The 16192-nt window shown below is 44.0% G+C and carries 11 protein-coding genes; 4 read left to right on the forward strand and 7 right to left on the reverse strand.

Annotated features, from left to right (window positions below; translation table 11 throughout):
- Positions 1-70: 70 nt before the first annotated feature.
- From FTU46_RS05835 to FTU46_RS05860, 6 genes are all read right to left on the reverse strand, one after another.
- Positions 71-892, reverse strand: a complete 822-nt coding sequence (locus FTU46_RS05835) for a TatD family hydrolase (protein ID WP_171505610.1) — start codon at positions 890-892, stop codon at positions 71-73.
- The gene (locus tag FTU46_RS05840) at positions 889-1851 is read right to left on the reverse strand and encodes an RsiV family protein (RefSeq protein ID WP_180104538.1); all 963 of its coding nucleotides are present in this window, start codon (positions 1849-1851) and stop codon (positions 889-891) included. Before FTU46_RS05840 ends, FTU46_RS05835 begins: the two co-directional genes overlap by 4 nt.
- 49 nt (positions 1852-1900) lie before the next feature.
- On the reverse strand, positions 1901-2728 hold the full coding sequence (locus FTU46_RS05845) for a hypothetical protein (RefSeq protein ID WP_180104539.1): 828 nt from the start codon (positions 2726-2728) through the stop codon (positions 1901-1903).
- 95 nt (positions 2729-2823) lie between these two features.
- The gene (locus FTU46_RS05850) at positions 2824-4416 is read right to left on the reverse strand and encodes a peptide chain release factor 3 (protein ID WP_180010879.1); all 1593 of its coding nucleotides are present in this window, start codon (positions 4414-4416) and stop codon (positions 2824-2826) included.
- A 287-nt stretch (positions 4417-4703) separates the two neighbouring features.
- Entirely contained in the window at positions 4704-6761 is a 2058-nt protein-coding gene (locus FTU46_RS05855; RefSeq protein WP_159124225.1) for an EAL domain-containing protein, read from the reverse strand.
- Between the two features lie 427 nt (positions 6762-7188).
- Positions 7189-9378 (reverse strand): carboxy terminal-processing peptidase, encoded by a 2190-nt coding sequence (locus tag FTU46_RS05860; RefSeq protein ID WP_166136328.1) that lies wholly within the window; start codon positions 9376-9378, stop codon positions 7189-7191.
- A gap of 199 nt (positions 9379-9577) precedes the next feature.
- On the opposite strand from FTU46_RS05860, the gene nagZ reads away from it, so the two are divergent.
- Both nagZ and FTU46_RS05870 read left to right on the forward strand, forming a co-directional pair.
- Positions 9578-10600, forward strand: a complete 1023-nt coding sequence (nagZ, locus tag FTU46_RS05865; protein WP_180104540.1) for a beta-N-acetylhexosaminidase — start codon at positions 9578-9580, stop codon at positions 10598-10600.
- Between the two features lie 123 nt (positions 10601-10723).
- A complete protein-coding gene (locus tag FTU46_RS05870) occupies positions 10724-11587 on the forward strand; it encodes a class I SAM-dependent methyltransferase (protein WP_180010887.1) in 864 nt (287 codons plus the stop codon).
- Positions 11588-11617: 30 nt separating this feature from the next.
- On the opposite strand, the gene FTU46_RS05875 is transcribed toward FTU46_RS05870, so the two are convergent.
- Complete coding sequence (locus FTU46_RS05875) at positions 11618-12955, reverse strand: alpha/beta fold hydrolase (protein ID WP_179992394.1); 1338 nt, start codon at positions 12953-12955, stop codon at positions 11618-11620.
- A 324-nt stretch (positions 12956-13279) separates the two neighbouring features.
- Between FTU46_RS05875 and FTU46_RS05880 the strand changes: the two genes are divergently transcribed.
- On the forward strand, positions 13280-14545 hold the full coding sequence (locus FTU46_RS05880) for a glutamate-5-semialdehyde dehydrogenase (protein WP_034703231.1): 1266 nt from the start codon (positions 13280-13282) through the stop codon (positions 14543-14545).
- Between the two features lie 406 nt (positions 14546-14951).
- A complete protein-coding gene (locus tag FTU46_RS05885; RefSeq protein WP_180017229.1) occupies positions 14952-16175 on the forward strand; it encodes an acetate kinase in 1224 nt (407 codons plus the stop codon).
- The last annotated feature ends 17 nt before the right edge of the window (positions 16176-16192 follow it).

The following is a 16192-nucleotide window of genomic DNA, read 5'->3' on the forward strand; positions in this document are numbered from 1 at the left end:
TTGCATAATGCGCCTTTTTTCACTGGATCATAAATTGGAATCCAGTTTCCGACCGGTGTAGAGTTTTATCTTAGATCGCCAGATGTAAAGCCTGATGAGTATTTTTCCAGAGCTGCTGTGCCAGTTCATCCTGATCCATATGCAGACTCTTGGCCAGGCCTTGCAGGACATAAGGCAGATTGGCAGGCGTATTGCGAGTTCGCTGCTCAGTAGAATGCTGGCAACATAAGGGCGTCATGTCCGGACAGTCGGTTTCAAGCACCAGATGTTCCGGTCCTACCTGCTGTACGACTTGGTGCAGTTTTTTGGCATTCGGATTGGTGATTTGCCCTGTTATCCCAAGCTTAAAGCCCAGTTTAATAAAGGCTTTGGCTTCTTCAATCCCGCCACCAAAAGCATGGGCAATACCACCTTGTTTAAACTGATGCTGTTTTAGAATCTGTAAAACATCGGCATGAGATTTACGGATATGCAGTAACACAGGTTTATCAAACTGCTGCGCCAGTTCCAGCTGTGCAGCAAAAAAATCTTTCTGTTTCTGGAAAAGTTCCGGCTGTTTATGCCGTTTATCGAAAGTATCCAGACCAATTTCACCAATGGCAATACAAGGCTCTGTGCTTAATAACTGCTCCAGATCCTGTAAATGCTCAGGTTGATGCTGCTCAATATAAAATGGATGCAGGCCGGGTGCCAGATGACTTTGAGGCGCATTGTCTAACTGATTAATAAAATGATGCGTCTGCAATAAATCCTTAAACCGGCTCTGTAAAAAACCAATTAAGACCAGATGCTCCACCCCTGCTGCTTTGGATGCATAAGCCAGCTGTTCCCGATCATGATCAAAATCGGGAACGTCAAAATGGGTATGAGTATCAAACAGCGAAACCATCAGCGTGCTTTGGCAGGAGTTGCAGGCTGGGCTTCTGAAGCAGCGTTCTCTGTTTGAGGCAGATATTCAGGTTTCAAAATGCCATTCAACTGTTCATAAGGAATGACCAGACGTGGCAAACCGACCACATAAGGACCAATTTCATATTCAGCATATTGCAGCGCCAGTCCCTGTTTAGACAGATAGAAATTATCCGTCAGTTTGAATTTCCAGGCCTGTTCATATTCGGCTACATCATTGGCCAGTTTAGATTCCATCACCCAGGTTTTAAAAGCCTCATAAGCTTTGGCTTCGAGCTGAGCCTTTTGTTTAGGCAGAATGATATCGTCCAGCTTAAACAGCTTTTTCTGCTCAAGATCAAAATTGTAGTAGGTTTGAGCAGAAGCGCCATGCGCACCACCGAGATAATGAGTACTGTTTAAGACCACAGTCGCGAGTGGATCACCAGACTGTAGAATTCTCGGTTTGATCATCAGGCTAATACTATGACTGGCACTGAGTGCTTTCAGTTCCTTATCCAGATTCAGGAAAGTCTGCATATGCGGCTGAATCTGCTGTTCAAGCTGCTGTTTTGGAGTTTTGACATTGGCTAATGCGGTTTGCGGTTCGGAAGCAGCGGCTTCAGCTTCACTGGCAGCCGATGCTTTCGCCGGTTCGATCGCATCAATAGACAAAATACCCTGTAGCTGCTGCAGAATCTGCTGATCTATCCATTCATCAATAAATGGCTGATTGCTTTTCAATCGCTCAATAGAAATCTCAGGACAGTTTTTCCCTTCACATTCAGGCAAGGCCAGTTTCAGCTTCTCAGTATCACCACTCAGCTTCAGCACTTCAGGCTGAGCCTGTACCACTTCAGGTGCAGCAGGTTCTTTCGGCTCTCTTTCCTTAGGCTGGCAGGCACTCAGCAAAACTGCTGATGCCAATACTGACACACATAAAACATTCTTATAATTTGACATGCATTAACCTTTGTTCAACATCATCATTTATCCTTGCAGGACCTACCTGTTAGAACATATTCTGATAAATATCCACTTTCAAGACTTGTTGTGTTTGTTCTTTGGTTAAATAGATGTCCAGTTGTTTGGCATCTTTGCTAATTTCCTGACTCCGATAATGTAGACCAATTCCTTCCTGATCAAAGAACCAGTCCGCCTGCCCCCAATACAGTTTTTTTGGAGCTTTCTGCTGGACTTCTGCATTATTGTCCTTTAACCATTTTTGGTAAGCCTGCTGCACAATTTGGTCCATCTGCAACTGCTGTTCAGGATTGATAATATCCAGAGGACTGAGTATTTTTTGCTGCACACGATCAGCCACAAAGAAATAATAGCGTTCATTGACACGGATATTTTCCTGAGTGCTGTCTACCCCAATTTGCATTAACACAAATTGATTGCGCTGATAAGGAATACGGGTATAAAGAGATAATTCGTAGGCCTTATTCAGTTTGAGCTGGGCTTGCCAGGCATCGGATTTTTTTACATAGGCATTAACCGCCTGCTGCAGGCTCATATCCTGCTTTAGGCCAATTTGATCCTGAATCACTTTCGCCTGCTGCTTTTCAATAGACTGGTTTAGCCAGGCATCGGCTGTCTTTAAGGTCTGAATATCCAGATTAATACAGTTTTTGGTCTCACAAAATGGCAAGGCAATATCGGCCGATTTCTCCTGAATATTCAGGTAAGGCAAAAATTTGGCTTTTTCTTCAGGGGTGACTGCTGCAGATTTTTTTTGTTCTGTCGCTGGCTGTTTTTTTTCATTTTTATCACATGCTCCAAGTAACAAACTACAGCCCATGACTGAACCGAGCAGGATTTCCTTACTAAACTTCATGATTTTTTAGAGATATAAGTAATGAGTGGTTTAAATGTAGCACAAAATAAAACAGCTTCCGGAGAAGCTGTTTAACATTTTCCAAGCCTGAAGGCTTAGTGTTCGCGTGTATTACGGAATACGATATCTGGATAACGTTCTTGCATCAGCTGTAAATTCACCCGGCTTGGTGCAAGATAAGTCAAGTGACCACCACCATCTACAGATAACTGGTCATGGGCTTTTTTCTTGAATTCGTTGAATTTCTTCTCATCTGCACAAGACACCCAACGTACTGTATTGATGCTCACTGGCTCATAAATACAGTCCACCTTGTACTCTTCTTTCAGACGATACGCTACCACTTCGAACTGCAGCACACCCACAGCACCTACAATCAGGTCATTGCTGTTTTGTGGCATGAAGACCTGAGTTGCACCTTCTTCAGACAGCTCTTTCAGACCTTTTTGTAGCTGTTTTGACTTCAACGGATCTTTGAGACGGACACGGCGGAACATTTCTGGTGCAAAGTGCGGAATACCAGTAAATTGCAGTTTTTCACCTGAAGTGAAGGTATCACCGATCTGGATGGTACCGTGGTTATGCAGACCAATAATATCGCCCGGCCATGCTTCTTCCAGATGCTGACGGTCACCAGCCAGGAAGGTCAAGGCATCACTAATGCGGATATCTTTATCGATACGCACATGCTTCATTTTCATGCCTTTTTCATACTTACCTGAACAGATTCGCATGAAAGCAATACGGTCACGGTGTTTCGGGTCCATATTGGCCTGAATCTTGAAGATAAAGCCTGTGAAACCTTCTTCATCCGCCTCTACTTTACGGTCTTGAGTTGGATGCGCTTTTGGAGGCGGTGCATATTCGCTAAATGTATCCAGAACATGGTCGACACCGAAGTTACCCAAAGCAGTACCGAACAGCACTGGAGTTTGACGGCCTGCCAGGAATTCTTCACGATCTAATGGCTCATTCGCCATTTGTACCAGTTCCAACGATTCTTCAAACGCAGCCCAAGCCAGCTCTCCGACTTTTTCACGTAAGTCTGCATGATCATAGCCATCACGAACTTCGATATCAGTAATCACTGAACCAAAACCGGCTTTATAGACATAGAACTTTTCTTCGAGCAGGTTATAGACACCTGCAAAGTCACGTCCTGTACCGAGTGGCCAGGTAATCGGCACACATTTAATTTTCAGGACATTTTCGATCTCATCCAGCAACTCTAAAGGCTCACGGATTTCACGGTCCATTTTGTTGACGAAAGAAATGATGGGGGTGTCACGCATACGACACACTTCCATCAATTTAATGGTACGTTCCTCGACACCTTTTGCACCGTCAATCACCATCAGCGCCGAGTCTACCGCGGTTAGGGTACGGTAAGTATCTTCCGAGAAATCTTCATGTCCCGGGGTATCCAGCAGGTTAATCATCTTGTCCTTGAACGGGAACTGCATGACGGACGTGGTGATCGAAATCCCACGCTCTTTTTCCATTTCCATCCAGTCAGAAGTGGCTGCACGATCCGATTTACGGCTTTTCACCATACCTGCAACCTGAATGGCCTGACCCCATAACAGCAGTTTTTCTGTCATGGTGGTTTTACCGGCATCGGGGTGGGAAATAATGGCGAATGTACGTCGCTGAGCGACCTGTGCCGCTAACTCATCTTTAAAACTCATGGAAAATACCTACTGCAGAACCGCAGTGCTCAAGATCAAATACGATCAATATGAAAAATTGACGATATTGTAGCAGATTTCTAGAGCCAATAAGCAGCCCTATAAACTGGAGAAATCGCAGTTTCCCATTCTCTTTTCTGGTTGAACTGATATTTTTTTGGCTCGTCGATTTAACGGATTTAATTCACTACCCAATCTAGAAATTATAAATCGATAACCACATAAATTTTATAATTTACAATTGATTCGTTTAATAATAAAAAATTCTAAATAGTGATTTACCGGGTTCAAGAAACAAAGGCCCTAGCTTCAAGTTGCTCGACATCCATCGGTTTACCCAGCAGATAGCCCTGCATCTGCTGACAGCCCAAACGGGTTAAAATTTCTGCCTGCTGCACAGTTTCAATTCCTTCAGCTGTCACTTTTAAACCGAGTTTAATGGCCAGCTGAATAATACTTTCAAGAATCATTTCTTCCTTGGAACCTGCACTCAGACCCTGAATAAATTCCTTGTCAATTTTCAGCTCATCGACAGGCAGGTTTTTTAAATACAGGAAGCTAGAATGCCCGGTACCAAAATCATCAATCGCCAACTGGATGCCCATTTGACGCAACTGCTGCAAAGTCCGGATACTCGAATCAATATGATGCATGGCAGTCGATTCGGTAATCTCGATCATCAAATGTTGAGGATCAATTTTATATTGATTCAGAAGTTGTTCCAGTGTGCTGATCAGATGCTTATGCTCAAACTGAACCGCAGATAAATTGACGCCGATTGGGAAAAAATCAGCATGATCAGCTTCCCAGAGCTGAATCTGTTTGCAGGCCTGCTCTAGAGCCCAGTAGCCCATCGGAATAATCAAACCGGTTTTTTCTGCTCCGGGAATAAACATATTCGGACCCAGCAAACCATGCAATGGGTGCTTCCAGCGGATTAGCGCTTCTACACCACAGATCTGCTCATCATGGGTAAATTTTGGCTGATAAACCAAGATAAATTGCTGCTCTTCTACTGCCTTATACAGATCATTGATCAGTTTACTCTGGCTTTTGCTTTCATGCTGATCGGTCGAGAAATTAAAAACAGAATAGGTATTCCGTCCCTGATACTTGGAAGTCAACATGGCGGCATCTGCATTGATCAGCAGATCCTGCAGATTCTGGCCATGCTTCGGATACATGGCGATCCCGATACTGCCCGAGATATTGATGGTCTTGCCACTGATCTGGAAACTTTCCTGAATCAGTTCCAGAATCTTTTCTGATATTTTCGAGGCCTGCTCTACTGTAGTATTTTCCAGCACCAGCAGAAATTCATCGCCACCGATACGCAGCAGTTTGGAATCATCTCCCAGAATTTGATGAATACGATAAGCCAGCTGAATCAGTAGCTGATCCCCAACGTGATGGCCAAACACATCATTCACGGCTTTAAAGCGATCCAAATCAATATATAAAAAAGCGATTTCATGCTGAGCATCTTGCTGCCGGCCAGAAAACAGCAATTGTGCATATTTGACCAGATATAAACGGTTTGGCAGTTTGGTGAGATTATCCTGAATCGCCTGATTCGCCAGCTCTTTATTGGCCAGCATCAGCTGACGGTTACGTGATTCAAAGCGTAACTCCAGCATGGCTACGCCAAATGCAGTCACCAGTACCAGACAACTAATCAGGATGACTGAAAATAGCAAGTCATAGTGGGAATGACTGATCTGGCTCAATGGATGGGCATTTTCATAAAAACTGAGTGCCGCCATTCCCGTATAATGCATCCCGACAATGGTCAACGTGAGCATACTTGCGACCACGAGCTTCATCCGGATCGTACTTTGCACTGCCTGTCGATATTTGAATGCCACCCAGAAACTGAGTCCCGCCCCACTTGTCGCAATCAGAATCGAACAGATCATTAATAAAGGGTGATAGGCAGTCACATGATTTTTAACATTCAGGCCCAGCATGCCCACATAGTGCATTCCTGACATACCCAGCCCCATCAGGACAGCCCCTAGAATCAGACGGGCACAAGGCAAAGTTTTACGGGTGGTGAGCCAGATGGCAAAGGTTGCTCCCACAAAGCCAATCACATAAGAACTTAAGGTGAGTGCAGTATCTATATCATAAGCATCAGGAAAATGAGCTGCCGTCATGCCGACATAATGCATTCCCCAGATTGCTAGCCCCAGCAAGCCACCGCTGAACAGTAAAATAAGGGTTTTCAACCTTAGCGATACATTACGAAATAGCATCTGCTCAAGCGTAAGCGTCAAATAGCAGGCAATAAATGCCACAGCCATCGATCCAATGAGCAGACTGACATCATGATGAGCATGAATCATATAAAATGTTCCATCTGGGCGATCATTTTTATTTTATTGCGCAGCTGTATTCGCACGATTCCCCGCTAAATTTACGCCCTATAAAAAATAAAATACTCTTTTCAGAGTTCATCCCGACTGCTTCAAACTTGAAGCTATATACAAAATTTATTGCAATATTTTTATCTCTTCAGTAGCTGGAGTGGAGTTTAAAATTGCCCTGAATCGATAAAATAAAAAATTCAGCTTATATATTAGAAGTCTTTGAGATTTTATCAATTGATTAACTTTAATATTCCAGCTTTTTTATTCGACATAAATCACAAATTTTTCTTTTTTATTTAGTTACATAGCACTTTGTATTTAATTGATATTGCATTTTATTTGCACAAAAAAACAGCCTATCGAAATAGGCTGTTTTTAGAACTTATATTACTTTATGTTAAAGTTACTGTTTTGACTGTACTTGAGCATAGTCAGCCAAGACATGTGCGGCTTCCAGCACAAAAGCTTCTTCTTCCGGTAATGCCGGACGCTCTTTGGCTTTCATTTTCGCCCGGGCTTCAACCATGGCATCCAGAGATGCCTGATAACTTTCCCAGTTTGGATAAGGTTTTAAGCCGGTTGCAGCACGGCGGGCATTTTCAGCTTCTAAAGCTTTACGCTCGATATCCAGCAACTCAGCTTTACGCTGTTCCAGATCCAGAACTACACGTTTTTGGTCTTCGACTTTTTTCATGGCCGCTGTACGCTGTTCCAGATACTTGAATTGAGGGTTCTGAGCGACACGCTGTTGAGATAACTTGGCCAGTTCCGGTACATATTTTTGTACCACACCTTCACGTTTAAATGGCGCAGTTGGAATCGTATCCCACTCTAGGGCATTTTTAGCCTTACGTTCACCAAACTCTTCGTTATAGATATCGACCAGCTTGATATCCGGAATCACGCCCTTGTTTTGGGTACTACCCCCCGTCACACGGTAGAACTTACGCTGAGTCAGTGTTGCCTGACCATGTGCCAAGCTATCCAGCTGAACCTGCGCAGTTCCTTTACCTGTTGTGGTACTACCAATCACGATGCCACGTTCATAATCCTGAATTGCTGCTGAATAAATTTCACTTGCAGATGCAGAAGCCAGGTTCACCATTACTGCCAATGGACCGGCATAGGTTTGTGCACCACCATCATCATCTTCAAAGACGCTAACATTACCGTTACCATCACGAATCTGAACCACAGGACCTGACTTGATCACCTGTCCCAGCATACGTGCCACTTCTTCAAGTGAACCACCCGGGTTATTGCGCAAGTCTACAATAATACCGGCAACATTCTTCGCAGCCAGCTCTTTCAGGGCCTTATTGGTATCTTCTGATACGGAACGGTAGTCGGTACCCGCACGACGGGCACGATAGTTCAGATAGAAAGATGGAATTTCAATCACACCATATTGATATTTTTTACCATCACGCTGGATTTCCACGGTACGGGTTCTAACCCCGGCATCTTCTTCCTGAATCACATCACGTACCAGACTGACATTACGCGCCTGTCCCATGGTCGCACCCGGGCCTAGTAACTTCAGTGTTACTTTGGTGCCGCGCTTACCACGAATCAGGCCAACAATTTCATTGCTCGGCCAGCCGATTACATCAACCATCTGTTCGCCGTCTTGAGCAACGCCAACAATACGGTCACCTGATTTTACCTGTCCTGATTTGCTGGCAGGCCCACCTTCTACAATGGTTTCAATCTTGGTGTAATCTTCATTACCACGTTCTGGGCGAATCGACACTCCAATCCCTTCCAGCTGCAATGTAGTCTGACGGTTCAGCTCCATCGCATCTACAGGCGGGAAATAATTACTGTGCGGATCATAAGTCAGCATCATCGCATTCAGGGTTTTGTCCAGCACATCATCACTCTTGATCCGGCTGAGACGCTCTAACTGACGGGTATAACGCTTAGTCAGGGTTTGAGCAGGCGTTAAATCTTCCGGCCCAGTTAGGTCCTGACCATTCGCCAGTTCAGGATTGGCTTTAAGTGCATTTTGCTTGGCCTGCTCTTCTTCCTTACTGATCGTCAGGTTAATCAGCTGAGAGACCAGCATTTTTGACCAGTGAGCACGTTGTTCAGCCTGAGTTTTAAAGAACGGCGCCTTTTCGCGATCCGTTTCAATATATACATTCTTCTGATTCAGGTTTTGCGGTTTTTTCAGTTCTTCCAGCATAAAGGTATAGAACTGGGCTAAACGCTCACGATACTGCGCATGAATTTCATAAGGGCCAGACAAATTGCCGGCTTTCAGATTGGCACCGAAAGTAGCGCCATAGCGTTTTTTATAATCTTCTATTTCAGATGCCAGAAAAAGACTGTGATCTGCATCCAGACTATCAATATAAAAATCAAAGATACGCTGTGAAGTCTGAGCATCCAGACGCATATTCAAATAATGTTGGCGATCAACGAGAGTTGCCAGTTGTCGGGATACCAATGCCTGTTCTTGAGAAGGTTGAAGCACTGCTTTGCTGACTACTTCTTTACCATCAGCTGCAATTGCATCATTCACCACATGGGTAAAAAATAATCCGCCTGTCGCAATCGCAACTGCACAAGCTATTGTTTGAAATTTCATAAATAATTCGTACTTCCTTGGCCTCAAGACCAATTTGACCGTGTTGCTTTTCGAGCAGAACTTAAAGTATTCAGCATCTTAAACAACTTAATATGTTTATGTCGTGTAGTTTTATCATATTCTGTGCTGACAAAGTGTAGCAAATCATTGCAGAATTCAGGTATTGTTTTCCCCGAAAATTCTAAAATGGATTCCGCATATGATTGGCGCATTGATGCTCGACATCGCAGGCACTACCCTTACTCAAGAAGATATTGAACTCTTGGGTGCACCACAAGTCGGTGGTGTGATTTTATTCGGTCGCAATATTGAATCTCCTGCCCAAGTCCGCGCTTTGACTGATCATATGCGTCAGGTCCGTCCAGATATTCTGATTGCGGCGGATCAGGAAGGTGGCCGTGTACAGCGCCTGAAACAGGGCTTTACCCTGCTGCCTGCCATGGGCAAGTTTGGTGAGCTTTACCAGACCGATCATGAAAAAGCGCTAGAACTGGCCAAGAAATGTGGCTGGTTGATGGCCACCGAAGTACTGGCAGTTGGAATTGACTTCAGTTTTGCGCCTGTGCTGGATTTGAATGATATTAGTGATGTGATTGGTGACCGTAGTTTCGCCAAAAATATTCAGGATATTATTCCACTAGCTGGTGCTTTCCTGAAAGGTATGAAACGTGCTGGCATGGCTTCAACTGGTAAGCATTTCCCGGGACATGGTTCGGTTAAAGCAGATTCGCATGTGGCCGCTGCCATTGATATGCGCAGCTATGAAGAAATCCAGCAAAAGGATATGCAGACTTTTATCCAGTTACAATCCCAACTGGATGCGCTTATGCCTGCCCATGTTATCTATAGTCAGGTTGATCCAAATCCAGCCGGTTTTTCAGAATTCTGGATTCAGAAAGTGTTACGTCAAGAACTTGGATTCGACGGCGTACTGTTCTCGGATGATTTAAGCATGCAGGCTGCCTGTGTGGCTGGCGGTGCAGATGCCCGCATTCAGGCAGCATTGAAAGCAGGTTGTGATATGGGATTGGTCTGCAATGATCGCGCAGCACAGTGTATCGCACTTGAAGGCATTCAGGAGTTACCGCTGCCAAATCAGCAGCGTCTGGAACGCATGCGCGGAAAAATTCCAGAGATTCAGATCGGCACTGAACTGGATCTTGGAGATGAGTGGTGCCAGATCCGTGATGAAATCAGTCAGTTTAAAGATCAGGTTCTGTAATTTTTAAATGACCTGAATACGACAAAGGAACACGACAAGGTGTTCCTTTTTTATTATCATGTTGAAAAGACTGCTATATTGATGAGCAGCATTGAATTAAAACAACAATAAGGTCAGGACGACATGACAGAATCTCTTTCGCAACACCGCCATATTTCTTTTACCGCACATTATACCGGCTATATCTGGTACAAAATGGGGATTTCACATCCGGTATTTGCCACCTCTAAAGGTAAATTCCTTGCCAAACTGGTTCATCCATTGGAGTCATGGGCTGAGCGTCATGTAGGTGGCAGTATGCGCACCACCCTGAAACAGCGTCATCAAATGATTGACGAACACTTAGGTCAGTTAATTAGTGAATATCCTCAATTACAGGTACTGGAAATTGCCAGTGGCTTATCCCCACGCAGCTGGAATTTTAGACAGAAATTTCCCGGGATTAATTATCGGGAATTGGATCTGCCCGATATGGCCAAGATCAAAACTAATGCTTTGCAGCAGATTGATCAGGATGCCCCGGAAGTATTGAGCGGCGATATTTTTAGTGCAGAACTGGCGAATATTTTTAAAGTCTTTGACCCGCAGCAGCCTTTAGTCATTATTAATGAAGGCCTGATCAATTACTTTGATCAAAAAATGCTGTTTACCTTGCTCAAAGGTATTAACGAATATGGTCAAGGTTTCAGTGAGGTGCATTATCTCAGTGATATTTACCCTGAACCGGTCAAAAACAGACTGGCAAGCTTTATCTGGGCTTGTAGTCGTCTGCTAAAATTTATCTCACGCAGTGCATTCACCTTTCATTTTAAATCGCCCCAAGAACTACAGCAGTTTTTTCAGCAAGCTGGGTTTATGCGGGTGGAGGTCGAACAGCCACAACGTTATTTTGCAGAACCTCGACAGCAGAGTCCTCATTATGAACAGGATGAACATTTGGGCGATTTAGTCTGGATGATTCATGCGGTGAAAAAAAACAGCGTTTAATTACGCTGTTTTTTTATGAATTCTATTGTTTTAGATGACTGCATCGAATACTTCAGCCTGTTGAATTGCTTTCTCTTTCTGGACAAAGCGTAATAAACGCTCTGCTACATCAAAACTACCATGCTTGAACAAGGCACGTAACTGAGTGTCATCATGTTCGAAGATCAGACATTCGATCTTGAACTCACCTTCTTCATCTTCCAGATGCAAAGCCAGATCACGTGGATATGCGGCTGCCTGATCGGTTAATCCAGGTTCCAATTCCAGCAACACCCCAAAGAAATTCATATCGACAATTTCTGCCTTGAATACCAGATCAGAATGACGATGACTTAAATAACGCTGTGGATCTTGAACCGTAATCCGCTCTTCCCCACGTCGTTCGATCTGCTGCATCTGTTCACGGGTGAACGGGATAATACCTTCGAGTTGATCAACCGGCTCATCACGCAGGAAAGTTGCAAATAGATGCATGGTTTCTTTACGGCGCTGTAACTGAGGTACATGATCTGCAGAAGCAATCTGCACATACTGCATATTTGGACATTGCAGGGCAAAATTGGCATTCTCATGTGGCAAGGTAAAGCTGTCATATTGCCCGCAAGCCACCAAAACTTTGCATTGAGGAATCGGTACATTGGTCAGTCTTAAAAGACGGTTACAGTTGATGTCATAGCGGTCCTGTTCTGTCGCTGTAAATTCTGACATCTGCTTAAAGAACAGCCGTTTTGCTGTTGGCGACATGCGGGTTTCCTTTAAACGTGCATGATTAACCAGATAAAGAATTACTGCTTGGCCGAACTCATCCATGCGCTGTTCTTTCATTAAATGCAGAGATTCTTCCAGCAGCATGCGCCAGCTTTTGCGGGTTTTCTGCATTACACCCATCAAAATCATACGGTCTACCAGTTCAGGACGCTGATCTGCCAGACAGGAAGCCACCACTGAACCCAGAGACATTCCCAGAATAGCCACCTTAGGCAGTTGCATCTGCTCCAGCCATTGGCCTAGCATCGCTGCCAGATCTTCCAGTTCAAGTGTTCCTGCAGATAAGCCGGTATCAACGTTAGTAATTTGCTGGTTGGCCCCCATGGAAGGTAAATCAATTAAAATAATAGGTCCCGCATCAAATAACTGCTCTACACAATATTTGTAAGAATTAAAGTTCTGAAAAGCTCCCCCAATAATCACCATTGGGCGCATATGCAAAGTATCAGGACGCGCAATGGCCATATACTCGATTTTCCAGCCATCGATCCATGTCGTACGTGCTGGTTGCTTGAAACTGTGCTTATCATAAAGATCAAAAAAACCGTAATGGCTATGTTGGTCCAATGCTTGGGCATCCATCTGGATAATGGAATTCATATTCCTTTCCTCCGTCCTTGCCTTATTTTTATTGTGCAAGTCATTATTTACAGATCTTATGCTTCAGGATTATTCCGATTATCCTGAACACGCATCCTGCGCTGTAGTAATTATATCAATGACATCTATGTCGCTACATTTCATTCTATACAGAGCGGCTTTTCACAAGCAACTGATTCGACAACCACTTATCTGCTTTTAAAGATAAAACAATTTCAAAATGTTTAGAAACAGTGAAAAGCTTATGATTTTTAAGTGTTGGGCTTCATTGTCCGGCATCAGACTGTTAATATCAAAGTGAAATTTCTAAGTGATTGAACCGCTATGCAAGAGTCTATTGAACAATATATGCAAACGGTAGGACAGCAGGCACGCCAGGCTTCTCGCATTTTGGCTCGTGCGTCTACCCAAACTAAAAACAGCGCATTGTCAGCAATTTATACCGCTTTAGAAAACAGTCAAGCTGCTATTCTGGCTGCTAACCAGATTGATATGAATAAAGCTCACCAGAACAATCTGGATAGTGCCCTGCTTGATCGCTTAGAACTCAACCCCGCACGCTTTAAAGGTATGTTACAGGGCCTGAAAGATGTGATCAGCCTGAAAGATCCAATTGGTGAAATCACTGATATGGCTTACCGTCCTACAGGGATTCAGCTTGGCAAGATGCGTGTGCCTTTGGGCGTAGTGGGCATGATTTATGAATCACGTCCGAATGTAACTCTGGAAGCTGCTTCACTGGCATTAAAATCTGGAAATGCGATTATTCTGCGTGGCGGTTCAGAAGCTCTGGAATCTAACCAGGCCATTGCAACTGCCATCCAGCATGGCTTAAAAGTGGCAGGTTTACCTGAAGCATCAGTTCAGGTGATTAATACGACTGACCGTGCTGCAGTTGGCCAGCTGATTACCCTGACTGAATATGTCGATGTGATCGTACCGCGTGGTGGTAAAGGCTTAATTGAACGCATTACTGAAGAAGCGCGTGTACCTGTGATTAAACATCTGGACGGGAATTGTCATGTCTATGTCGAAGCACAGGCTGATCTGCTCAAAGCCCTACCCATTGCTTTGAATGCCAAAACCCATCGTTATGGCGTATGTAATGCCATGGAAACTTTGCTGGTTGATGAAAAAGTTGCTGAAGATTTCCTGCCTCGAATTGCTGAGCTGTATCAGGAAAAACAGGTAGAGCTTCGTGGTTGTCGTGAAACCCAGCGTATCTTGGGCAATCAGGTAGTTGCCGCAACAGAAGAAGATTGGTACACCGAGTATCTAGGTCCGATTCTGGCAGTTAAAATCGTATCGGGTGTTGAGGAAGCCATTGAACATATCAATAAATATGGCTCGCATCATACCGATTCAATCATCACTGAAAATTACAGTATCGCTCGTGAATTTTTAGCTGGTGTAGATTCGAGTTCAGTCATGATCAATGCCTCTACCCGCTTTGCTGACGGCTTCGAATATGGCCTAGGAGCGGAAATCGGTATTTCGACGGATAAGATTCATGCCCGCGGCCCGGTTGGCCTAGAAGGCCTGACTTCCCAGAAATGGGTAGTCTTCGGTGATGGTCAGATTCGCCAGTAAATAGATAATAAAATCAGCCTTGTTCGCAAGGCTGATTTTTTATGCATTGAATGAATAAAAGACATGCTCAAGTAAATATGCAGCCTTTATAAAATTGCATATAATTTCTTCATATCCATACCTAAAAGATAGAATAAATAAACATTATTTTTAAGAAATATAAGCTACAGTTTAATAGATCATTTTTTAGCAGTATTTTATTTATAAATGAAAACTATGAACTGATAAATTTTAATTATTATTGTCGCTGTGGTCGATAATGCTTAAGTCTAATCGGCTAAAGTCTATCTAGGACAGTAAAAAAACCCATGTTAAAACATGATCACAGACCTATCTTGTGTCGCTTTTGCCAGCAGACAGGTCAACGAAATGGATGAGAATTTTAATTAGAATCGGGTAAACAATCGTGTCTAAATCAGTATTAGTTATTAATTGTGGCTCTTCTTCAATCAAGTTTGCCCTATTGCTTGAAGAAAAGAATTTCCGTATTCACGGCTTAGCTGAGAACTTAGGCACAGAAAATGCCCGTATTAAAGGTGTGACTGTCGGCAATGAACCAGTCGATATTCATATTCCTTTTGCAGATCATAAAAAAGCGTTAGAAGTAGGTTTAGAGCGTCTGGCGAACTACAAGCCGGATGCGATTGGTCACCGTGTGGTACATGGCGGCAGCCTGACCAAAGCTGAACTAATTACTGACGAGATTATTGAAAAAATTCGCGAAGCAACTCCACTTGCGCCTTTGCACAACCCGGCTCACCTGATCGGGATCGAAGCGACTAAACGTTTATTCCCAGACTTGCCACAAGTCGCAGTATTCGACACTGCTTTCCATCAAACCATGCCGGCATATGCTTACCGTTATGCCCTGCCTAAATTCCTTTATACCGAATATGGCGTACGTCGTTATGGTTTCCATGGCACCAGCCATGCTTATGTGTCCGATCGCGGTTCTGAACTTGCGGGCAGCTTTAAGCAAGGTGGCTGGTTAACAGCGCATCTCGGTAATGGTAGTTCGACCTGTGCGGTGTGGAATGGCCAAAGTGTAGATACCTCAATGGGTCTGACGCCACTTGAAGGTGTGGTGATGGGAACTCGTAGTGGTGATGTTGATCCAAGTTTGCATAGCTTCCTGGCTGCAAACTTAGGCTGGGATGTATATAAAATTGACAAGATGCTCAACAAAGAAAGTGGCTTGCTTGGTTTATCTGACAACCTGTCTAATGACATGCGTACTCTAATTGAAGCCTCAGAACAAGGCAATGAAGATGCGACTCTTGCGATTGAAGTATTCTGCTACCGTCTGGCGAAATCTTTAGCTGCTTTAAGCTGTGGTCTGCCACGTATTGATGGTCTGTTCTTTACCGGTGGTATTGGTGAAAACTCGGCTTATATCCGTGAAAAAACTATGGCTTATTTACCACATTTCGGTTTCAACCTGGATAAAGACGCTAATAGCAGTTTGAAGCGCGGTACTGAAGGCCGGATCGATAATGGTACAGGCCCACAAATCTGGGTAGTTCCGACTGATGAAGAAGGCCGAATCGCGAAAGAAACTCATTCTGTGGTAGAGAATGAAGTGGAGCAAGCCACTGCAAAAAAGTCTGAACCTGAAGCTGCGCTTGCATAAGCAAGCCCGGTTCCCTT

The organism is Acinetobacter sp. YH12108 (assembly GCF_013419055.1).
In the GTDB taxonomy this organism is placed as follows: domain Bacteria; phylum Pseudomonadota; class Gammaproteobacteria; order Pseudomonadales; family Moraxellaceae; genus Acinetobacter.

What these genes read in the sequence shown, in the direction of transcription:
- FTU46_RS05855 (WP_159124225.1), bottom strand. Translation starts at nt 6,761, where the DNA reads ATGATTCATGCTCATCATGATGTCAGTCTGCTCATTGGATCGATGGCT.
- FTU46_RS05860 (WP_166136328.1), bottom strand. Translation starts at nt 9,378, where the DNA reads ATGAAATTTCAAACAATAGCTTGTGCAGTTGCGATTGCGACAGGCGGA.
- FTU46_RS05880 (WP_034703231.1), top strand. Translation starts at nt 13,280, where the DNA reads ATGCAAGAGTCTATTGAACAATATATGCAAACGGTAGGACAGCAGGCA.
- FTU46_RS05870 (WP_180010887.1), top strand. Translation starts at nt 10,724, where the DNA reads ATGACAGAATCTCTTTCGCAACACCGCCATATTTCTTTTACCGCACAT.
- FTU46_RS05845 (WP_180104539.1), bottom strand. Translation starts at nt 2,728, where the DNA reads ATGAAGTTTAGTAAGGAAATCCTGCTCGGTTCAGTCATGGGCTGTAGT.
- FTU46_RS05850 (WP_180010879.1), bottom strand. Translation starts at nt 4,416, where the DNA reads ATGAGTTTTAAAGATGAGTTAGCGGCACAGGTCGCTCAGCGACGTACA.
- nagZ (WP_180104540.1), top strand. Translation starts at nt 9,578, where the DNA reads ATGATTGGCGCATTGATGCTCGACATCGCAGGCACTACCCTTACTCAA.
- FTU46_RS05840 (WP_180104538.1), bottom strand. Translation starts at nt 1,851, where the DNA reads ATGTCAAATTATAAGAATGTTTTATGTGTGTCAGTATTGGCATCAGCA.
- FTU46_RS05875 (WP_179992394.1), bottom strand. Translation starts at nt 12,955, where the DNA reads ATGAATTCCATTATCCAGATGGATGCCCAAGCATTGGACCAACATAGC.